Here is a 20,320-nt window from a genome sequence, read left to right as displayed (position 1 = left end):
CAGCCGCGCTCACTTGACCGAATGGCCGATGGCCGTATCTTCGTCTGAAGGGCCGGCGGCCCGCCGCAATGGGCTGTTGACGGACCGCGGCACGAAGGACGATCCATACCATCACGGGGGAAATTCGATGGCGACAAAGGCAGAGCTGGAAGCCGAACTGGCGGAGTTGCGACAGAAGATGGAACAGAAGGTTTCCGAGACCGTCGAGGCGGCAGCCCGGACCGATGCCCCGGAAGCATTCGCCGAAATGCTGTCCAGACATGGCATAGGGTCCGAGGAGATTTCGCAACTCTGGACGAAACTGTCCGATGAACTCGGCCCGCTGACCCAGAACAAGACCCTGATGGCGGCGATCGGCGCGTTCGGGCTGGGATTCGTGCTCGGCCGGTTGTCAAAGACGTGACGCAAGGAGTGAGCACATGAGCCGCATCAGTCGAAACCTGACCATCCTGTTCCGGACCGAGCGAATGATCGCGCGCCGCCGGCTTGCTGTGCTGCGCAGCCAGACGGGGATGCTGGCCTTTGCGGGGCTGATCGCCGGATTGGGTCTGATCATGTTGAACGTGGCGGCGTATCATGCGCTGCAATCACGGTTCACGCCGCAGGTCTCGGCCCTTGTCATCGCGCTGGCCAATTTCGCCCTGGCGGGGATTCTCCTCGCCGTCGCCTCTCGCATGAACGTGGAAGAGGAATTGAAGCCGGTCGCGGAACTGCGCGACCTGGCGCTGGCCGAACTGGAGCAGGAGGCGCAGGACGCGATCGTCGAAGCCCGCGAACTGACCGGCAACGTGCGCCGGATCGCCAGCGATCCATTGGGCAGCATGCTGCCCGCCCTGATCGGTCCGCTGCTTGGCTTGTTGACCAGGGGGGACAAGAAATAGGTCGTCTGCCATCGCGTCGGTTCTGAAAGGGATGCCCCGACCACCGGATGCGGTTCGCCGCGAACCGGCGATGCCCCTCTTCGTGGGTGCGCGGATTTACCGGGACTCCGGCTACGGATCGCATCATCCGCTGGCGATCCCGCGGGTTCCAACGGTGACGGACCTGTGCCGGGCCATGGGATGGCTTCCGGGCGAGGCCTATCGCAGCAGCCCGCGCGCCAAGGCGGTCGCCTTGACCACGTTTCACACACCGAACTATATCGAGGCGCTGCAACGCGCGGAACGCGAACAGGCGGTCTCCGACCGGGTGCGCCGGCGTCACGGTATCGGAACGCTGTCGAACCCGGTCTATCCGCTGATGTTCAGCCGCCCCGCCACATCCGTCGGCGGCGTGCTTCTGGCAACCGGTCTGATCGCGAAAGGCGGAACCGTCTATGTTCCCGGCGGCGGCACCCATCACGGCATGCCGGACAGGGCGAACGGTTTTTGCTATGTCAACGATCCGGTTCTGGCCATCCAGTCGCTGCAACGCATGGGGATTGGGCGGATCGCCTATGTCGATATCGACGCGCATCACTGCGACGGAGTCGAACACGCCCTGCCCGCTTTGGGCGGCGTGCGGATGATTTCCGTTCACGAGGAAAACCGTTGGCCATTCACCGGAAAACTGGATGACACGGGCGGCGGAGCCGCCTTCAACCTGCCGGTGCCGCGCGGGCTCAACGATACGGAATACGGCCTGATCCTGGATCGTTTCATCCTGCCGGCAGTGGCCGATTACAAGCCCGACGCGATCATCCTCCAATGTGGCGCGGACGCGGTTCTGGAAGACCCGCTGTCCCGTCTCGCCCTGTCCAATGGCAGCCATTGGAAAACCGTGGCCGCCCTGCGCCCGCTTGCGCCGCGCTATCTGGTGCTTGGCGGCGGCGGATACAATCCCTGGTCCGTCGCACGGTTGTGGGCCGGGGTCTGGGCCACACTCTGCGATCACGACATTCCGGACGCACTGCCGACGCCGGCCCGACCCGTGCTGGCGACGCTGACATGGGCGCGCAGTCGAGGCCGGCAGGCACCGGAACACTGGATCACGACACTGAAAGACCCCTGGCGCCATGGCCCGATTCGCGGCGTCGTTCGCGACCGGGTCGCGCATCTGCGCAGGCGGTTCGCCGCCGGGCCATGACTCGCGACGGGGCGCAAAGGCTGGCGCGCCGGGAAATCGCCTGTATTACTTGCCACTGAAACGGACGCGAGGTGAAAGATGTGGACGTTTGCAGGCGTGGCGGCGCTGATCGGATTTTATCTTGCCGGCGGCTATTGCGCCTTGCGGGCAACGCAAACCGCCCGAACCGCCCAGGGCGCAGTCGGATGGGTCGTCTTTCTGCTGACGGTGCCCGTTGTCGCGGTTCCCGCTTATCTGCTGCTGGGCCAGCATCGCTATCACGGCTATTACATTGCCCGCCGTGAAAGCGCGCGGGTGATGAAAAACATCCAGGATTTCGGCGACAAGACGGCCCCTGCCCCCGGCAGCACCGCAATCCCGCCCGCACCGTTCGAATATTGCGCGAACCTGCCCGCGGCGCGGGGCAACGCGGCCCGATTGCTGATCGACGGTCAGCAGACCTTCGCAGCGATCTTTGCGGCCATCGACAAGGCCGCGCGCTATGTGCTCGTGCAATTCTACCTCATTCAGGATGATTCCATAGGACGCAAGCTGAGGGATCATCTGGTCGCGGCGGCCAGGCGCGGGGTGACGATCCGGATAATGACCGACCCGGTCGCAAGCATAGGTCTTCCCCAGGCCTATCTCGACGCGCTCCGGGCCGAAGGCATCATCGTCGCCGACCATCCCGGCAAGACCGGCAGGTGGTCGCGCTTCAAACTCAACTTCCGCAATCATCGCAAGACGGTGGTCGTGGACGGCACCTGCGGTTTCATCGGCGGCCTGAACGTGGGTGACCAATATGTGGGAAAAAACAGCCAATTCTCTGCCTGGCGCGACACGCATCTGGAATTGCGGGGTCCGATGGTGTCGCAATTGCAGCTGATCTTCGCCGAAGACTGGCACTGGCAGACCAACAGCCTGTTGATCGACGAACTGACCTGGGAAGCGCCGGCACAGGACGAGGATGCCGTCGGATTGATCGTCGCGACCGGCCCCGGAGACCTGACCGAAACCGGCAGCCTCATGTTCTTTTCCGCGATCTGCGCGGCGCAGGAGCGGATCTGGATCGCATCGCCCTATTTCGTGCCGGACCAGGATATCGTCACGGCTTTGCGTCATGCCGCGCTGCGCGGGATCGACGTGCGGATCCTGATGCCGGACAAGGCCGATCACCATTTGGTCGGACTGGCGGCCCTTGCCTATCTTGATGACATTCGCGAGGCCGGTGTCCGCATCTTTCGCTACACCGAAGGTTTCATGCATCAGAAGGTCTTCGTCGTGGACAACGCCCTGGCCGCGGTCGGGACGACCAACCTGGACAACCGTTCCTTCCGGCTGAATTTCGAGGCGATGGCGTTGTTCTTCGACAAGGAATTCGCGCTGAAGGTCGACATGATGCTGCGCCGGGATATGGAACGCAGCTACGAAATGGAACGAACGCTTGCGGAACAGCCGCCTTTCGTGCGTTTCGGAGCACCGGTGGCCAGGTTGTTCGCGCCGTTGCTCTGATCCGTGGTGAGCCGCGTGGACTGAATTTGAATCGCGCCTGCATCGCCGATCCTGATCGCGGCATCTTCGCGACGGGGGCGAAAGACGGTGGACTCCGGCACATAACCCGCCATCTTGGCCACTGACCAGTTCCAAGCCGACCGGAAGGCCCGCATCATGTTGCTGGACGTTCAGAACGTGACGAAGACATATCCCGTCGCCGATAGCACCCGCCCGGTTCTGGACGGTGCATGCCTGACCCTGGGCGCCGGCGAAACCCTGGCCCTGACCGGGGAAAGCGGCAGCGGCAAGAGCACGCTGCTGCATCTCGTCAGCGCCCTGGACGGTTTTGACAGCGGCGAGATCCTGCTGGACGGCATGGCCATGTCGCCACTTTCGGACGTGCAGAAAGCCGCGCTGCGGCGCGGACCCGTCGCTTTGGTGTTTCAGCAGTTGAACCTGATACCGTCCCTGACCGTCCTTCAGAATCTCGCCTTTCACGCCCGCCTCGGCGGCCGTGAGGATCCTCGCCAGATCGCCGGACTCGTCGACAGGCTGGGGCTGGCGGGCCTTGAGAACCGCTATCCGGAACAGCTGTCCGGCGGACAGCAGCAGCGGGTCGCGATCGGACGCGCCATCGCCTTGCGCCCGCGTCTGTTGCTGGCGGACGAACCGACGGGAAATCTTGACGAGACGACCAGCGACGCGGTGCTCGACCTGATGCTCGACCTTGTGCGCGGCGCGGGAACGGCGCTTTTCCTCGTCACCCATTCACCTCGGATCGCGGCCCGCATGGACCGGCACCTGGTCCTGAAGAACGGCCGCATCACATGACGCGCAGCACCTTCCTGGCGCTTCTGTCGCATTGGAGGCGGCAACCCATGCAACTGGCGACGCTGGTCCTGGGTCTGGCGCTGGCCACGGGGCTTTGGTCGGCGGTTCAGGCGATCAACACCCAGGCGCGCGAAAACTACGCGGAAGCTGCCGAACGTCTCGGGATCAACAGGTTTGCGACGCTGTCCTCGCCGTCCGGTCCGATCGCGGTCGACACCTATGTCCGGATCCGGCGCGCAGGCTGGCAGGTCAGCCCTGTTCTCGAAGGCCGGATCGGTCTGGCCGGCAGGTCGTTCACGCTTCTGGGCGTCGACGTCCTGACCTATCCGATGGAAATCGCCCCGCAGGCGGATGAGGCCGATGTCTCGCCGGCCGACGTTCTTACCGCGCCCGGCCGTCTCTTCGCACATCCCGACACCATCCGGAACACGGAACAGGCCGCCTTGCCCGTCCCCCTGGTGACGAGCGACCGGGTTCCCCGCGGGATCGTCATGACCGATATCGGCACCGCGGAACGCCTGCTCGACCGGCCGGGGCAGATCAGCCGGATGCTGGTTCTCGCCAGCCAGCCACGCGACCTGCCGCCGCTGTCGGACATCGTTCCGACGCTCAAATTGACCGCGCCGCGGGCGGGCGATGACCTGTCCCGCCTCACCGACAGTTTTCACCTCAACCTGACCGCTTTCGGGTTGCTGTCCTTCGCGGTCGGCTTGTTCATCGTGCACGGCACCGCCGGTCTGGCCTTCGAACAACGCCGCGGGATGGTGCGCACCCTGCGCGCGCTTGGCGTTCCGCTCGGGCTGGTGATGCGTCTGCTCATGGTCGAACTCGGCATTCTGGCGCTGGTCGCGGGCGGCTTGGGTCTGGTTCTTGGCTATGTCGTCGCCGCCGCGCTTTTGCCGGATGTCGCCGCCACCCTGCGCGGCCTCTATGGCGCACCGGTTTCCGGCAGTCTCCGGTTGCAGCCGGAGTGGTTCGCGAGCGGCATAGGCATGTCCCTTGCCGGAGCTCTCGCCGCGGGAACGCACGCGCTCTGGCAGGTGCGCCGTCTGCCGATCCTGACCGCACCGGGTCAGCACAGCTCGGGGCTGGCATCGGAAACCGCCTTTCGCCGTCAGGCGCAGGCCGGCGTCGCCATGATGCTGTTCGGCCTGTCGTGCCCGTGGCTTCTGGGCGGGCTGGTGTCGGGCTTTGTCCTGCTTGCAGGGCTGATGCTTGGCGCCGCCCTGATGCTGCCCCTTGCCCTATCGCGGGTGCTGTCCCTGATCGAAAACCGCGCGCAAGGGGCGCTGGCGGAATGGTTCTGGGCCGATTTGCGCAGCCAGTTGCCGGGTCTGTCGCTGGCCCTGATGGCCTTGCTTCTGGCCCTGGCGACCAATATCGGCGTGGGCACGATGGTGTCCAGTTTCCGGCTCACCTTCGGCGGGTGGCTCGATCAACGCCTTGCGTCGGAACTTTACATCACCGCCCGCAGTAACGAGGAAGGCCGGCGCATCGAGTCCTGGCTGTCGGACGGACAGGCGGACGCGGTCCTGCCGATCCGCCATGCCGAAACCTGGATCGTGAACCAGCCCGCCCGCATCTACGGCATTGTCGATCACGCCACCTATCGCGACAACTGGCCGCTGATCGCATCGCTGCCTTCGGTCTGGGACCGGGTCGCCGACGGGACCGGCATCCTGATCAACGAACAACTGGCGCGGCGCGGCGACCTGTGGCCCGGAGACTCCGTGACACCGGCCGCCGGCTGGACGATGACGATTGCCGGGGTCTATTCCGATTACGGCAACCCCGACGGGCAGGCCATCGTCAGCCTGCCCCTGCTGCTGTCCCGTTTCGATGGCGTTCCCGCCCGCCAGTTCGGTGTCCGGATATCGCCCGACCGCGCCCCGATGCTGAAGGACGCGCTATTGCGGAACTTCGACCTTCCTGCCTCGGCCATCGCCAATCAGGCCGAAATCAAGGACAGGTCGATCGCCGTCTTCGAGAAGACTTTCGTCGTGACCGGGGCCCTGAACGTGCTGACGCTGGGCGTCGCCAGTTTCGCAATCCTCACCAGCCTTCTGACCCTCTGGACCATGCGCCTGCCGCAGCTTGCACCGCTCTGGGCGCTGGGGTTGACCCGCAGGAAGCTGGCCCGGCTGGAGCTCTTGCGCAGCGTCGTTCTCGCCGGCGTCACCGGGTTGCTGGCCCTGCCCCTGGGACTGGCGCTGGCCTGGGTTCTTCTGGCCGTGATCAATGTCGAATCCTTCGGCTGGAGGCTGCCGATGCATCTCTTCCCGCTGGACTGGCTTCGTCTTTGGCTTCTGGCCCTCTGCGCCGGAGCAATCGCCGCGGCGCTGCCCGCGCGCCGGTTGAACCGCATGCCGCCATCGGCCCTGTTGAAGGTCTTCGCCGATGAACGCTAGGGTCTGGATCGGGTTTTGGATGCTGCTGCAAACCACGCCCCTGGCGGCGCAGGGGTTCGCCGGTCTGGGTGCGGATGCCGACGGTTTCGCCATCCCGCACCCCGGCGCCGTGCTGGAATTTCCGGCGGACCACGGCGCGCACCCGGATTACCGGATCGAATGGTGGTATCTGACCGCGACCCTGAAAGGCGATGACGGAGACCCCTATGGGGTGCAGTGGACCCTGTTCCGATCGGCATTGCGACCTGATGACGGCACGGGCTGGCAGACCCCGCAACTCTGGATGGGTCATGCGGCCGTCACCACGCGGGACCAGCACCACGTCGCGGAAAGACTGGCGCGGGGCGGCATAGGACAGGCCGGCGTGACCGCGTCGCCGTTTGCCGCCTGGATCGACGATTGGGAAATGAAGGCGCACCCGGACACGGGTATTTCCGAACTGACCCTGTCCGCGCGTGGCGAAACCTTCCGCTATGAACTGGCGCTGTCGGCCAAAGGCCCGCTTGTCCTGCATGGCGACCAAGGTTACTCGGTCAAATCCGCCGACGGTCAGGCCAGCTATTACTATTCGCAACCGGCCTATGACGTGTCTGGCACGCTTTTCCTGCCGGATGGTCCGGTCGAGGTCACTGGACAAGGATGGCTCGACCGTGAATGGTCGACACAGCCCCTGTCGCCGGACCAGACCGGTTGGGACTGGTTTTCGCTCAGCTTTGACAGCGGCGCGCGGATGATGGGGTTCCAGCTGCGGGACTCGGGGGCGGGCTACACGTCCGCCACTTGGATCGGTCCCGACGGGCAGAGCCAATCGTTTTCCGATGGCGCGCTTGACGTCCGGCCCCTGAAGACCGAGCGGGTTTCCGGACGGGATATTCCTATGCGGTGGCGCGTTTCGTTGCCCGATCAGGGGCTTGATGTCGAGGTCGCAGCACTGAATCTGAACAGTTGGATGGACACGTCCTTTCCTTACTGGGAAGGCCCGGTCACGATATCCGGAAGTCATTCCGGGCAGGGATACCTTGAAATGACCGGATACGACTGATCCCGGCATTGTCCTGCCTCGGAACCTGTCGGCATCGATTCGAACCGACATGGCCGGTTGTCGATTGCGGTCTCGGGCTCGTTTGCAGCGGGGCCTCTGGCTTGCATTCGCATGGTCCGGCCGAACACAATGCGGGAACCGTGCGACGCGTTAACCATTTTGAAAGGTTTCCCTCGATATTCTTAACCTAAGGTAAAGCCGCCGATTTTCCTGGGGATTCACCGCGATGTTGAACGGGAAGGCACCAAAAGGCAGAACTGCGGCAAGGCGAACCTCGGCGTCGCTGGATGCCAGAATGAAAAAGGTGCGGTCGGAATTCACAGAGGTGGGGGCACCTGCGCCCTTGGTGCTGTGGTCGCCTGATCTCGACCTGATGGAAAACGGAATCTTCCGCCGGTTCGCCGATACCTGCGACCGGCTGAGCCAGGGTGACATAGCGATACCCGCGGGTGCTCTCGATCTCAACGCTTTCGGCGGCATGAAAGACTGGATGATCCTCCTGTCCAGACTGCCGGACGGCGAAAACTTTTACTACGATCACTACGGACGCGGCATCGCGCGCGTTTATGGACAGGACATGGCCGGGCGGTCGACGCAGGATTTCCCCGGCTATATCGGGAATTTCTTCAGCGTCATCTATCAGGCCGTCATCAAGCAAAAACGGCGCGTTCTGACCGTTCATCGTCCACCCAACCGGGTCTTTGTCTCGACATGGCGGCGACTGATCGTTCCCGTCACGTCCGACGATGGCGAGGTCGTGCGGATACTGGTCCTGAACACACCGGAGAACGAACTGCGGGCGGGGCTAGAGATATTGCCGGTTCCGGTCCTGATCGTCGATACGGATCATATCGTGTGCTATGCGAACAAACAGGCCTGCCAGGCATTCGATGGCGGATCGCATGGCCCCTGGAACCGGTCCGTATTCGACTATGCGGCGCTCGACCTTCAGATCAAGGAAAGCCCGGCGCAAATCCTTGAACACGGAATCGTCCAGACAAGCCGGTGCCGCCATATCAAACACACGCAGATCGGCTGCTACGAAGCGACGATCAGCGCGACCCTGCATCACGACATCGCCTTTTACGTCGTGCTTTTGCAGCCGCAGACCAATCATTAGGCCATCCTCAGTCCTGGCCCTGTCTTTCGCTGGTGGCGGACGCCGGCCGGGGCGTCGAAAGTTCCGCCAGGATTTCGGCGGTATGTTCGCCGCGGCCTGCGATCGGCGGAGGAGTCCAGTCTGGCGCATTCGCGAACCTCGGCGCAGGCGCCGCCTGCAGCTGACCGCCGTCCCGGCGCCAGGCCCGCCGGGCCAGGTTGACCGGATGGGTTTCCGACTCTTCCGGTGTCAGCACCGGGGCGACGCATGCGTCCGAGCCCTGGAACAGATCTTCCCAGGCCTTCCGGTCACGGGTAGCGAAAAGCGCCTCGAGTCGGGCGGACAGAACCGGCCAAAGCGCCGCGTCGAACTGCCGCGCGAAATCGGGGTCGTCCTGGAGTCCAAGCTTTCGCAGGAACAGGGCGTAGAACTTCGGCTCCAGACACTGAACGCTCATCACGCCGCCATCCGCGGTGAAATAGGTGCGGCTCCAATGCGGACCGTCCAGCAGGCTATGCCCGCGCCGGGACACGAACCCGCCGGTCTGGGCCAGCGCCATCAGTAGGTTCATCATGTTGGCTGAACCGTCATAGATGGCCGCGTCCACCACGGTCCCCTGCCCTGACGTCCGTGCCTTCAGCAGCCCGGCCAGGATTCCGATCACAAGGTAGAGAGCCCCGCCGCCGATGTCCCCGACGAGGGTCGGAGGCACCACCGGCGGCTGTCCCGGCGGCGAGGCATGCCACAGGGCGCCCGACAAACCTATGTAGTTCATGTCGTGCCCCGCAGCGTTCGCCCAGGGGCCATCCTGTCCCCAGCCGGTCATCCGCCCATAGACGAGCGCCGGGTTGAATCCGTGGATGTCAGAGGGGCCGAGACCAAGCCGTTCCATCACGCCCGGACGAAACCCTTCGATCAGGGCATCCGAGGACCGCGCCAGCGACAGCAACGCGGCGCGATCGCCCTCGGACTTCAGATCGAGCACGATGGACCGTTTTCCCCGGTTCAGAATGGATTTCTCGGGCTGACCCGGCGCCAGGTCGGTCCCTGGCCTTTGAACGACGATGACATCCGCCCCGAGGTCGGCAAGCATCATGCCGGCAAAAGGCGCCGGACCGAGCCCTTCGACCTCGACTATTCGGGTTCCATTCAGCATGTGCTATCCATTCCACTTTGGGCTTCCGCGCCATTCTGGCGGCAGCCAGGCGCGATTTACAGGCCGTTTATCATACCCCGGTGGGCGGCGGCCAGTTCCCGCCCCGGCAGGTCCCGCCCGAGCGAGGCCCGGAAAGGTCAGAAATACCAGCATTGCGCGGTTCCGCACGCTTCGCTAGACTTTTTTCACCAACGTGACGACCCGGCGTTTGTTTGTGGCAAGGCGCTGTTAAAAAATGATTTTACCGCTGGATGAGACGCATATCTCAACCAATTCGGAAAGAGATGGAATGATCGCTCAAGGAACTTGGCGAGGGTTTGGAAATCTGCGGGCGTTCCGCCTGTCAAAGCTGGCGCGCGCCGGCGTGATCGGTGCGATTGCCTTGACCGCGCAGCCGAGCCACGCCGCAAACGATCCGCCCTTCACGTCGATGGCCGATACCGTGTTCGACGTGATCCGCGAGACAGATCCGTCCACCTTCGTTTGCCTGCATTACGAAGGGCGCGTCCTGCGCCAGATGTGGGACAAGCGCCTGGACGATGAATTCGATCTCGACGCGTTCCTGTTCTCGGCCCATTTCACCGACATGCCGCCGATCGAAATCCTGCTCAATCCCGAATTCGAAACCCCTGAACTGGCCCGCGCCGAGGCGGAAAGATATGGCTACCGGCTCGGCCAGTTGCCGCTGGTGTTCCGCCACGGCATCCGTCAGCTCGGGGTTCACAAGGGCGACGAGGGATTTCACGCCGGCAGCGGCAAGATATTCGTCTACAGCGAGATGTCCGAACGCCGTATCGAACAGAACCGCCTCGAAGAGTCGCTCCTGCATGAATCGGTGCATGCGACGCTCGACAACGAATACCGGCTGTCTCCGGAATGGATTGCGGCGCAGGAATCGGATGGTCGGTTCCTGACCCGATACGCCGCCTCGCGACCGGAGCGCGAAGACCTCGCCGATACGGCGCTGTTCGCTTATGCGCTGCTCAGGCATCCCGGACGCATTCCGCCCGTGGACAGTCTGGACATCCTGAGAACGGTTCCGGCCCGGATCGGTGTCATCGAGAACATTCTGGACCGCGCGCCGGACGTTCCGGAACCGCCCCCTGTTCCGGAGGGCTGCCTGTAATTCCAGGACGATTTGCTTTCAATTCATAGAATACCGGTAACACCAAGACACGACAGCCATGGCCGGACCGAAAATTTCAAGACCAGGAGAACAGTATGACACGCACCATTTCACAGATCGAAACAGACGGAGGGCAGGATGAACTTCGCCGGGACGACTATTTTCCGACGCTGGTCTATTCGACCAGGCTTCATGACGCCGAAGACATGAACAAGGAAATCCTGGCCGCGATCTACGCTGAACGCGAAAAGGATTCCAAAGGGATCGAGCGTTCCAACTTCCGTTCGCTTGGTGGCTGGCACAGCCACAACAACCTTCACAAGGACAAGAAGTTCAGCCGGTTGACCAACCGTATCCACAAGATGCTGGCCAGCGTGAACGAGAACCTCGGTTACGATCCGTCAAAGCATCTGCGCGTGTCCACCATGTGGTCGATCACCAATCCGCCGCTCAGTTCGAACCGCGCCCATATCCATCCCGGCGCTCTCTGGAGCGGCGTCTACTATGTCCAGGCGCCCGAAGGGGCCGGAGCGATCGAATTCACCGACCCGCGTGTCGTGACCATCATGAACGGTGCGTCCTTCATTCCCAACAAGCGGCGCAAGACCGAATGCTGGACCAAGGTCAAGGTCAAGCCGATTGCCGGCAAGATGCTGTTCTTCCCAAGCTGGCTCTACCACAGCGTCGAACCGAACCTAGCCGAAGGCGACGGAAACGAAGCCGAACGGATCATCATCAGCTTCAACATCAGCCAGTGGAAAAAACCCACCTGAACGACCGATGCGCTGCCCATGTCCTTTGCGCGCGGGCAACGCGGCCTTTGCGCCTCACCGCGACAGCGCGGCGAGTCTCCGGTTCGCGATCTGGGCCAATGCGACGGTGGATTTCGAGATACTGAGAAGAACCACCACCGGCGCCACCGAGAATAGCGATGTCGAGACAAGCGAATCCGATACGCTGATCGACAGTTTCTGGAAGCCGGCGGCGATCGGAAAGGCGTAGGACGAGAATATGATCATGAAGGCGACGCCCATGCCGATGTCCTGCGTCAGTCGGAACCTGGATTGGGTTTCACGCACCTTTGCCTGCAGGTCTCCATAGCGGCGAATCCTGTCGCGCAGCACTTCCTTCTTGGCCATTCGCAATGCGGGCGGCGCAAGCGCGTCATTCGACGCCCGGAACGACAGGAACGACTGTTCCAGGCGGGTTTCGGAACGGTCGAACGCAACTCCCAGGACCCGGAGCATGCCCCGATCGCCCATCATCAGCGTGACGATGACCAGGGCCACGATCACCCCGACCACCACCAGGGGCGAGATGAAATACACGAAACACAGGAGCAGAAGAAAGCCGAAGATCACGGCTTCTTCCTCGCGGTTGCGGTCGTCCTCCTTGAGGATGCCCACCAGATTGTTGACGGTCAGCGGCGCGTGATCCGCCGCGCGGTATTCGAACTGGAACTGTTCGCGCACCCGGATCATTCCTTCCTCGCTCAGCGTCTTGCACCGGGTCCGGAGCCCGACGGCGACCAGCCCGATCCCGAAGGCAATCGCAAAGATCAGCGCGAAGGGTTCCACGGCCTTGGTTTCCACGCCCGAGCGGACCGAAAAGAAAAGCACGATGATCGACAGAACGGAAAAGACCTTTGCCAGGAGCCGGTACATCTTCATCTGGCGGCGGTCTTCGTGCAACAATCCGGCGAGCCGATCAGACAGTGCGGCGGTGGAGGACACGTTGCCCAGCAGGATGCCTTTCAATTCGATGATGGAACAGGCCCGGTCCTGATCGGGTACGGGAAACCGGCTGGTGGTTTCCCAGGTGCCGGATGCGGCATTCCAGCGCGCCAGCGCGCCCTGCCCGTCGCTGCGCGTCAGCCGCAACGTATAGCCCGCCCGCGGCGCCGACGCCGGATCGGTTACGAGTGTCCATTGCGCCGCCGTGACGCTGCTGTTGCCGGGATTGCCGAAGAACACATCCACCGGCTGGGACGCCAGTTCCGGCGGCGCCGCGGCTTCGGCGAAGGGCCAGATGTCCCCAAGGATCGGATAGGCGAAGGGCATGATCAGGCGGCCTCCACGACGATGAGACGTTTCATGGTCAGATGACCGGCCCGCGCCATGCCAAGATCCTGCAGGCGATCCTGAAGATCCTTGACGGCCAGCCGTTCCCGGAAATCCCAGAACACCGGAAAATCGCCGGCCTCGCAACTGTGCAGGTCGCGCAGGACGAGATCCTCGGCACTGCGATCCAGGACCGCGCGGATGTCGGACCGGACCGGCAGGGTTTGGCCCGAAGCGGTTTCCCGCGCGATCATCAAGTGCTCAAAATCGGCCCGTGACGCATTCTGGCCCGGACCGAAGATCCGGATCGGACCGATCTCCGGAACCTGGTCCTGGGCCGGCAGGTTCTTCAGGGTGTGGCGCACCACATCCGCCATGATCAGCCGCTGTTCGCGCACCGTCAGGTCCGATTGCTGCAGCGACTGCGTCAGCGGGGCGATCCCGTCGATCAGGGTCAGGCCCCGTTCGTGGCGCACCGTCAGATCGACGGGTCCGATCACGCGCTGTGGCCGCAACGGCACCTCGCTGGCGGTCAGTTCCGACACCGCCTGCCGCGCCGCCAGCCCCGGCGCCAGGGTCATCACTCGCCGGAAATCGGTCGGAATGATCTGCATTGCGGCCAGAATCCAGAACATCAGCGCCACCGGAGGCAGGGCGCCGAACAGAACGCTGAACCCCGCAAAGCCGATGACCGCCCATTTTGCCAGTTCTCCGACAAGGTCGGGCGCCGACACCGCGTTCAGCAGGTCGTGGCCCAGGGTCAGCTTGCTGTAGCGCCCGATGCCGGGGCGCACGGACCGGCGACAGACCTGAACCGCATCCAGTTGCACGACCATCAGGACGACCGCATACAGCACCAGATGGATCAGCGCGACGACCGGGCTGAGGAACGTCAGGAGCGCCGGAACCGCAAAAACCGCTCCGAGGGCGGCAGGAACTTGCGACCGTCGCGGGATAGAAAAGCTGAGTCCCTTGCGCACCGACCCCGACACGTTGAGCTCGTTTCCGCCACGGAACCCGCTGATGTCGCGGCCGCGCATCAAGGTGCGCAGAAAGCCGCGCCACAAACGGGATTGCCGGCGCCTGATCCACGCGTCTTCGCCGTCGAACCGAACCTGATGCGCGACCAGGATCAGGCCGCCGCACAGGACGATCAATCCGAACGCCAACAGCAGCGACGGAAAGCTGGAATGGTTGAGAACCAGGTAGAGAACGGCCACAAGGCACAGCAGGATGGCGCATTCCAGGAGCCGGGTGGCGAAACCGATGATGAACAGCGACGCCGTCTCCGGCCCCATTGCATCTGTCCCGCCCGGCGGACCGGGCACGGCAATGGCGCGGGACCGAGCCACCCGCGCCGGTTCGATCTGAAGCAGGTAGCCGGAATAGAGGCTCGCGAAATCCGCGGCCGGGTAAAACACCGGCCCGACGGAGGGATCGAACACCAGGACGCCGCCATCGCCGGCCTGAAGCAGCACGACATAATGTTGCTGCGCCATGTGCAGGATGACCTGGCCGGAGATCTCTGTCACCCGACTGGCGGGAACGGACAAGGATCGCGCCGCAAGCCCCTGCTCTTCCTCGAAATATCGGCGCAGCCTGTCAAGGCTGGTTCCGGTGCGGTCCGGGTCCAGCCAGTCCACCGCATCGACCGGGTTGGCGGGGCGCGACATCAGGTTCAGGACCGTCAGGGCGCTGGCCACGCCGCAATCCGTCCGCGAGGTCTGCATCACGAACCGGCGCGACCTCGTCAACAGCGTCCAGAGGGACGCGAGCCAGAAGAGACTAGATCGAATCATTTCGGGCCAACAGGAAGCTGAACAGGGATTGGCGTGCCAGCGGGAATGTCAGGTGCACCACGGCACCGGGCAGGTGTTCGATCCGGTCGGCCGAGGACGGGCTGACACCGACGACCACTTGCGACAGCACTCCGCGCTTGATGATCTTGTCGGCCAGGGAAGCGTTGCCGAGCCGGATACCCAGTTCCTTCGTATCCACGGTGGAAAAATCGCGGTCGAGCAACTGCGCGTCGAAAACGATCTCGGATCCGGTCCGGGTGTCGCTGATCGACCCGCGCACCGCCTGTCCCGGTCTCAGGACGACCGCGTGGCGGTTTTCGAGAAATCCGACGATCTCGTGGGTTTCCGGTTCAGGTTCCGCGACCGGTTGCCCGCTGGCCAGGGCGAGCCCGGCGGTCACGAGCACCGGCAGGTCTTCCGGGCTACGGGCGCTGGTCGAGAGCACGATGAGGCGGTCTTGCGGTGGCGACAGGAATTCCACGAAGACGGAAACGATATCCATCGATCCCGCCATCTGTTCGTCGATATGGATCTCTCCGATCTCCAGTCCCTGCGCGGACAAGGCCGACCGCAGCGCATCCGGGTCCGGTGGCAGCGCCAGCGTGACGTCTTCCCCTGCACTGCGCAGGACCACCGAACCGGTTTCCACCGCGCCGTAGATCAGGATCGACAGGCCGGCCATGGGTTTGCCGCTGGCCAACAGGCGCAGGGCATCGTCCTTTGCGACATCGGCCCGGCTGGCCTGCATCGTGCGCATGTCGACGGAAAACCCGTCGGAGACGGCGACCTGCGGCAGGACCGTCTTGGCCAGATAGCGCGCCTCGGCCTCGTCCCGGGTGGTCTGGCGCAACACTTCCAGTTCGCGCATCTGCATCGTCAGATTATCGAGCCGCTCGGTCAGGATGTCGACTTCGGCCGTATCGATGGAGTTGTCATAAGTCAGATCATTCAGCGTCTTGACCATGTCCAGAACCATCTTGTCCGACGAAAACCGCGTGCTGCGGCTGGTGATCACGGACAGGCGCTGGTCCTGGATATCCTCCAGCGTGGTGGCCAGTTTCTGCGCCGGAAGGGCCGAGACTTCGCCGGACCGTTTCACCAGTTCTTCCAGCCGGGCCAGTTGGGACAGGCGTTCGGCATTCAAGGCAACGATATCGGATTCACTGTCGGCGTTGAAATCCTGCAAGGCGGCCAGGACGTCCGCGGTTTCCTGTTGCAGGCGCGTGCGTGCCGCCAGCCGTTCGGCGGTGGCCATGCGCTTTGCCCGGTCCCGTTCCAGGTCCACATGCAATTTCGACGTGCTTTCCAGATGATCGCTTTCGATCTTGGCCAGTTCTCGCTGCATGGTTCCCAGAAGCGACGCGTTCTCGGCGACGGCACTTCTGTCCGTCACCGTGGTGACGATCTGACCGGGCCGGAACCGTCCCCCTTCGGACGGGAAATGCTGCACGACGCCCGCATCCGCCGCCCGGATCGTGCGCACGCCGCCGGGATTGACCACGAGCCCGAACCCGTCCACCGAAAAGGACACGGGCACATAGAAGATCGCCAGCGCGGCCAGCAACAGGCCGACCGAGACGGAAAACAGTTTCATCGCGTTCTCCCTTGCGTCTCTGGTTCGCGGGACAAGGCATTCAGACGGCGAGTATACCGCATCACAGCTTGCCCGGATCAAGTTTCTTCAGATGCACATCGGCGATTACCGACCTCAGGATGGCCATGAGGGTCATGATGTCCGTTTCCAGCGAGATATCCGCCGGCATGTCCGGGTCCGTCACGCGATGCACGCCGCCGGCGTCGATGAGCAGATTACGTTCGTATCGACCGTCGATCAGGAAGGAAACGAGCCATCTGTCCCGCCCGGACTGCGCCAGTTTGTCCGCCTGAAAGAACCGGGGCAGAAGATCGTCGATCAGCAGGTCCAGCTTTTCGGGTGTCGGCAAGGCGTTGAAATCCAGCCGGTCGTTGATTTCCCTGTCGAACGCAGTCGCGGCCTTCAACTCCGGTCGAAAGCAGGACAATGCCCGCGCCCCGCCCGGAGCGACCGACGTCCGGGCCCTGCCGGATCCGATCGCCTTGTCCAAAGACATCGATTTGACCGCATAGGCCGGGGATTGGTCGATGAATTGCATTCCGGTGGGTGTCCTGTCTGTCGTCCCGGTTCAAAGGCGGGGTCCGCGCGCGGCTGGCATTGCGTGATCGGGCCGCGGGCTGTTCCCGGAAAAAAGAAAAATGCAGGGCCGGGAACGGTCCTGCATCGCGGGCCGGGATTGCCGTTCAGGCAGGTTCGGCCACGTCCGCCCGTCCGGGTTCGTCCAACCCTGGAAAGCGGATCCTGCTTGGGTCGCGCAGCGCGGGACCATGGCTGACATCGTGATTGTCATGGTCCCGCGCACCTTCCTATTCCGGTCGATCAGACGCCCGGATCGATATCGAGGCCGCCGGCAAGATCGGCACCCAGGACATCGTCGACATCGTCGCCTCCGCCGGCGCCGCCCGCATCGATCGCGCAGGCATCCGCACCGCAGGCATCGTCGGCACCGTATTCGTCGGCACCGCCATCCGCGCCGCAGGCAAACCCGGCCCCCGCAGGCGCCACGAGTTCGTTGCCCTCGTTACCTTCGTCGCCTTCGTCAAGGCCCGGCTCATCGCCTTCGTTGCCTTCGTCGCCTTCGTCGTTCGGCGTGTTTTCGTTGCCTTCGTTGCCTTCGTCGAGGCCGGCTTCATCACCTTCATTGCCTTCGTTGCCCTCGTTGCCTTCGTTGCCTTCGTCGAGGCCGGCTTCATCGCCCTCGTCGCCCTCGTTGCCTTCGTTGCCTTCGTTGCCTTCGTCGAGGCCGGCTTCGTCGCCTTCATCGCCCTCGTCGCCCTCGTTGCCTTCGTTGCCTTCGTCCTCTCCGCGCCCGATTCCTTCGTCGCCTTCGTTGCCTTCGTTGCCTTCGTTGCCTTCGTCGTCCGGGTTGCCGTCTTCGTTGCCTTCGTTGCCTTCGTCGAGACCGGCTTCGTTGCCTTCGTCGCCTTCGTTGCCTTCGTTGCCTTCGTTACCTTCGTCGAGCCCGGCTTCGTTACCTTCGTCGCCTTCGTTGCCTTCGTTGCCTTCGTTACCTTCGTCGAGCCCGGCTTCATCACCTTCGTCGCCCTCGTTGCCTTCGTCGCCCTCGTTGCCTTCATCGACGCCGGTTTCGTTACCTTCGTCGCCTTCGTTGCCTTCGTTGTTTTCGTTGCCCTCGTCGTCGGGCGTGACCTCGTTGCCTTCGTCGCCTTCATCCAGGCCAGGCTCGTCGCCTTCATTGCCCTCGTCGCCCTCGTCATTGGGCGAATCGTCCTCGTCGCCTTCGTCGCCTTCGTTGTTCTCGTCGGCTTCGTCGCCTTCGTCACCTTCGTCGCCTTCGTCGTTTTCGTTGGCTTCATCACCTTCGTCGCCTTCGTCGCCCTCGTCGCTTTCGTTGCCTTCGTCGTTCTCGTCGCCTTCGTTGCCTTCGTCGCCTTCGTTGTTGACATCTTCCTCGTTGGTTTCGTCGCCTTCGTCGCCTTCGTCGAACTCGTTGCCTTCGTCGCCTTCGTTGTTCTCGTTGCCTTCGTCGCCCTCTACGCCTTCGTCGCCTTCGTTGCCTTCGTCGCCTTCGTCGGCTTCGTCGCCTTCGTTGTCTTCGTTTCCTTCATTGAACTCGTCGTTCTCGTCGCCTTCATCGCCTTCGTTGTTCTCATTGTCTTCGTTGTTCTCGTCGCCTTCGTTGCCTTCGTCGCCCTCGTCGTTTTCGTTGCCGCCTTCGTCGCCTTCGTTGCCTTCGTCGCCTTCGTCGTTTTCGTTGCCTTCGTCGTTTTCGTTGCCTTCGTCGCCTTCGTTGTCCTCGTTACCTTCGTCGCCCTCTATCCCGAAATTGGGGAAGGTTTCGTTGCCTTCGTTGCCTTCGTCGCCTTCGTTGTTTTCGTCGCCTTCGTTGTCCTCGTTGCCTTCATCGCCTTCGTTGTTCTCGTCGCCTTCGTTGCCTTCGTTACCGTCGTCAAGCTCGTCGCCTTCGTTGCCTTCGTCGCCTTCGTCGCCTTCGTCGTCCTCGTTGTTTTCGTCGTTTTCGTTACCTTCGTCGCCTTCGTCGTTTTCGTTATTTTCGTTGTCCTCGTTGCCCTCGTCGAACTCGTCGCCCGACTCGTTGCCTTCGTTCCATTCGTTGTTTTCGTTGCCTTCGTCGCCTTCGTTGTTTTCGTTGCCTTCGTCGTTTTCGTTGCCTTCGTCGCCTTCGTCGCTCTCGTCTCCTTCGTCGCCCTCGATGCCGAGGTTTATGCCCTCATTGCCTTCGTTGCCTTCATCGTTCTCGTCGCCCTCGTCGCCCTCGTCGTTTTCGTTGCCCTCGTCGTTTTCGTTGCCCTCGTCGCCTTCGTTGGCACCCACGAGGTCCGGGTCTTCCGAGGTGGTTTCGTCGCCTTCATCCCCCTCGTTATTCTCGTTGCCCTCGTTGTTCTCGTCGCCTTCGTCACCTTCGACGCCCTCGTTGCCTTCGTTGTTTTCGTCGCCCTCGTCGTTCTCGTTGCCTTCATCGCCTTCGTTATTTTCGTCGCCCTCGTCGCCGACTTCGTTGCCTTCGTTGCCTTCGTTGTTTTCGTCGCCTTCGTCGTTTTCGTTGTTCTCGTCGCCTTCGTTGCCTTCGTCGAACTCGTCGCCTTCGTCGTCCTCGTTGCCTTCGTCGCCTTCGTTGTTCTCGTCGCCCTCGTCGCCCTCGTCGCCTTCATCGCCTTCGATGCCGAGGTTTATGCCCTCGTCACCTTCGTTGCCTTCGTCGTTCTCGTCGCCCTCGTCGCCTTCGTTGTTCTCGTTGCCCTCGTCATTCTCGTTGCCTTCGTCGCCCTCGACGCCTTCGTTGCCTTCGTTGTTTTCGTTGCCCTCGTCGTCTTCGTTGCCTTCGTCGTCCTCGTTGCCCTCGTTGATCTCGTCGCCTTCGTCGCCTTCGTCGTTCTCGTCGCCTTCGTCGTTTTCGTTGCCTTCGTCGCCTTCGTCGTTTTCGTCGGCTTCGTCGCCTTCGTCGCCTTCGTCGTCTTCGTTGCCTTCGTTGGCTTCGTCGCCCTCGTCACCCGAGTTTTCGCTTTGTTCGGGGTCCGGGGTCGGCATGCCGCCAATGATCGCGGCGGCCTCTGCTGGTGTCAGTTCCTGGATTTCGGTTTCGAGAGAGTCCGAGCCGCTCTGGGCCAAAACTGTCGAACGCAGGATGGAAAGAAGTGTCATGGCGTATTCTCCAATATCAATAAACGAAACAACCAAACGGTCGT

General features: G+C 62.9%; 16 protein-coding genes. 10 read left to right on the top strand and 6 right to left on the bottom strand.

What is annotated here, in order from left to right; translation table 11 throughout:
- Positions 1 to 127: 127 nt before the first annotated feature.
- From QO034_RS05720 to QO034_RS05685, 8 genes are all read left to right on the top strand, one after another.
- Complete coding sequence (locus QO034_RS05720) at positions 128 to 403, top strand: hypothetical protein (protein WP_284484546.1); 276 nt, start codon at positions 128 to 130, stop codon at positions 401 to 403.
- A gap of 16 nt (positions 404 to 419) precedes the next feature.
- Positions 420 to 881: a phage holin family protein gene (locus tag QO034_RS05715; protein ID WP_284484545.1), complete on the top strand. Its 462-nt coding sequence runs from the start codon at positions 420 to 422 to the stop codon at positions 879 to 881.
- A 70-nt stretch (positions 882 to 951) separates the two neighbouring features.
- Entirely contained in the window at positions 952 to 2,064 is a 1,113-nt protein-coding gene (locus QO034_RS05710; RefSeq protein WP_284484544.1) for an acetoin utilization protein AcuC, read from the top strand.
- A 78-nt stretch (positions 2,065 to 2,142) separates the two neighbouring features.
- Positions 2,143 to 3,555 (top strand): cardiolipin synthase, encoded by a 1,413-nt coding sequence (gene cls, locus QO034_RS05705; protein WP_284484543.1) that lies wholly within the window; start codon positions 2,143 to 2,145, stop codon positions 3,553 to 3,555.
- A 156-nt stretch (positions 3,556 to 3,711) separates the two neighbouring features.
- Complete coding sequence (locus QO034_RS05700; RefSeq protein WP_284484542.1) at positions 3,712 to 4,368, top strand: ABC transporter ATP-binding protein; 657 nt, start codon at positions 3,712 to 3,714, stop codon at positions 4,366 to 4,368.
- The gene (locus QO034_RS05695) at positions 4,365 to 6,776 is read left to right on the top strand and encodes an FtsX-like permease family protein (protein ID WP_284484541.1); all 2,412 of its coding nucleotides are present in this window, start codon (positions 4,365 to 4,367) and stop codon (positions 6,774 to 6,776) included. The genes QO034_RS05700 and QO034_RS05695 overlap by 4 nt, the downstream gene beginning before the upstream one ends.
- On the top strand, positions 6,766 to 7,818 hold the full coding sequence (locus tag QO034_RS05690; RefSeq protein ID WP_407696727.1) for a lipocalin-like domain-containing protein: 1,053 nt from the start codon (positions 6,766 to 6,768) through the stop codon (positions 7,816 to 7,818). The genes QO034_RS05695 and QO034_RS05690 overlap by 11 nt, the downstream gene beginning before the upstream one ends.
- Before the next feature lie 295 nt (positions 7,819 to 8,113).
- On the top strand, positions 8,114 to 8,938 hold the full coding sequence (locus QO034_RS05685; protein WP_284484539.1) for a hypothetical protein: 825 nt from the start codon (positions 8,114 to 8,116) through the stop codon (positions 8,936 to 8,938).
- Between the two features lie 7 nt (positions 8,939 to 8,945).
- On the opposite strand, the gene QO034_RS05680 is transcribed toward QO034_RS05685, so the two are convergent.
- Complete coding sequence (locus tag QO034_RS05680; protein ID WP_284484538.1) at positions 8,946 to 10,073, bottom strand: CaiB/BaiF CoA transferase family protein; 1,128 nt, start codon at positions 10,071 to 10,073, stop codon at positions 8,946 to 8,948.
- A 289-nt stretch (positions 10,074 to 10,362) separates the two neighbouring features.
- Here QO034_RS05680 and QO034_RS05675 point away from each other — a divergent pair, with 289 nt between their 5' ends.
- Together QO034_RS05675 and QO034_RS05670 are read left to right on the top strand one after the other, a co-directional pair.
- The gene (locus QO034_RS05675; RefSeq protein WP_284484537.1) at positions 10,363 to 11,199 is read left to right on the top strand and encodes a hypothetical protein; all 837 of its coding nucleotides are present in this window, start codon (positions 10,363 to 10,365) and stop codon (positions 11,197 to 11,199) included.
- A 95-nt stretch (positions 11,200 to 11,294) separates the two neighbouring features.
- Complete coding sequence (locus QO034_RS05670; RefSeq protein WP_284484536.1) at positions 11,295 to 11,972, top strand: TIGR02466 family protein; 678 nt, start codon at positions 11,295 to 11,297, stop codon at positions 11,970 to 11,972.
- A 54-nt stretch (positions 11,973 to 12,026) separates the two neighbouring features.
- On the opposite strand, the gene QO034_RS05665 is transcribed toward QO034_RS05670, so the two are convergent.
- From QO034_RS05665 to QO034_RS05645, 5 genes are all read right to left on the bottom strand, one after another.
- Positions 12,027 to 13,259 carry a hypothetical protein gene (locus tag QO034_RS05665; protein ID WP_284484535.1) on the bottom strand — a complete coding sequence of 411 codons (1,233 nt, stop codon included), beginning with the start codon at positions 13,257 to 13,259 and terminating at the stop codon, positions 12,027 to 12,029.
- Positions 13,260 to 13,261: 2 nt separating this feature from the next.
- Positions 13,262 to 15,013 (bottom strand): cysteine peptidase family C39 domain-containing protein, encoded by a 1,752-nt coding sequence (locus QO034_RS05660; protein WP_284484534.1) that lies wholly within the window; start codon positions 15,011 to 15,013, stop codon positions 13,262 to 13,264.
- Between the two features lie 31 nt (positions 15,014 to 15,044).
- Positions 15,045 to 16,652 (bottom strand): hypothetical protein, encoded by a 1,608-nt coding sequence (locus tag QO034_RS05655; protein ID WP_284484533.1) that lies wholly within the window; start codon positions 16,650 to 16,652, stop codon positions 15,045 to 15,047.
- 61 nt (positions 16,653 to 16,713) lie between these two features.
- Positions 16,714 to 17,190, bottom strand: a complete 477-nt coding sequence (locus QO034_RS05650) for a hypothetical protein (RefSeq protein ID WP_284484532.1) — start codon at positions 17,188 to 17,190, stop codon at positions 16,714 to 16,716.
- Between the two features lie 281 nt (positions 17,191 to 17,471).
- Positions 17,472 to 20,276 (bottom strand): hypothetical protein, encoded by a 2,805-nt coding sequence (locus tag QO034_RS05645; RefSeq protein ID WP_284484531.1) that lies wholly within the window; start codon positions 20,274 to 20,276, stop codon positions 17,472 to 17,474.
- Between the last annotated feature and the right edge of the window lie 44 nt (positions 20,277 to 20,320).

The sequence above is a fragment of the Sedimentitalea xiamensis genome (genome assembly GCF_030164465.1).
GTDB classification, from domain to species: Bacteria; Pseudomonadota; Alphaproteobacteria; order Rhodobacterales; family Rhodobacteraceae; genus Sedimentitalea; species Sedimentitalea xiamensis.
The sequence above is the reverse complement of the archived record's forward strand: the minus strand, read 5'-3'. Positions and strand labels throughout refer to the sequence as shown.

Bases quoted from the DNA above. Each gene is read 5' to 3' on its own strand.
- QO034_RS05720 (WP_284484546.1), top strand. From the start codon at position 128: ATGGCGACAAAGGCAGAGCTGGAAGCCGAACTGGCGGAGTTGCGACAG.
- QO034_RS05715 (WP_284484545.1), top strand. From the start codon at position 420: ATGAGCCGCATCAGTCGAAACCTGACCATCCTGTTCCGGACCGAGCGA.
- QO034_RS05710 (WP_284484544.1), top strand. From the start codon at position 952: ATGCCCCTCTTCGTGGGTGCGCGGATTTACCGGGACTCCGGCTACGGA.
- cls (WP_284484543.1), top strand. From the start codon at position 2,143: ATGTGGACGTTTGCAGGCGTGGCGGCGCTGATCGGATTTTATCTTGCC.
- QO034_RS05700 (WP_284484542.1), top strand. From the start codon at position 3,712: ATGTTGCTGGACGTTCAGAACGTGACGAAGACATATCCCGTCGCCGAT.
- QO034_RS05695 (WP_284484541.1), top strand. From the start codon at position 4,365: ATGACGCGCAGCACCTTCCTGGCGCTTCTGTCGCATTGGAGGCGGCAA.
- QO034_RS05690 (WP_407696727.1), top strand. From the start codon at position 6,766: ATGAACGCTAGGGTCTGGATCGGGTTTTGGATGCTGCTGCAAACCACG.
- QO034_RS05685 (WP_284484539.1), top strand. From the start codon at position 8,114: ATGAAAAAGGTGCGGTCGGAATTCACAGAGGTGGGGGCACCTGCGCCC.
- QO034_RS05680 (WP_284484538.1), bottom strand. From the start codon at position 10,073: ATGCTGAATGGAACCCGAATAGTCGAGGTCGAAGGGCTCGGTCCGGCG.
- QO034_RS05675 (WP_284484537.1), top strand. From the start codon at position 10,363: ATGATCGCTCAAGGAACTTGGCGAGGGTTTGGAAATCTGCGGGCGTTC.
- QO034_RS05670 (WP_284484536.1), top strand. From the start codon at position 11,295: ATGACACGCACCATTTCACAGATCGAAACAGACGGAGGGCAGGATGAA.
- QO034_RS05665 (WP_284484535.1), bottom strand. From the start codon at position 13,259: ATGCCCTTCGCCTATCCGATCCTTGGGGACATCTGGCCCTTCGCCGAA.
- QO034_RS05655 (WP_284484533.1), bottom strand. From the start codon at position 16,652: ATGAAACTGTTTTCCGTCTCGGTCGGCCTGTTGCTGGCCGCGCTGGCG.
- QO034_RS05650 (WP_284484532.1), bottom strand. From the start codon at position 17,190: ATGCAATTCATCGACCAATCCCCGGCCTATGCGGTCAAATCGATGTCT.
- QO034_RS05645 (WP_284484531.1), bottom strand. From the start codon at position 20,276: ATGACACTTCTTTCCATCCTGCGTTCGACAGTTTTGGCCCAGAGCGGC.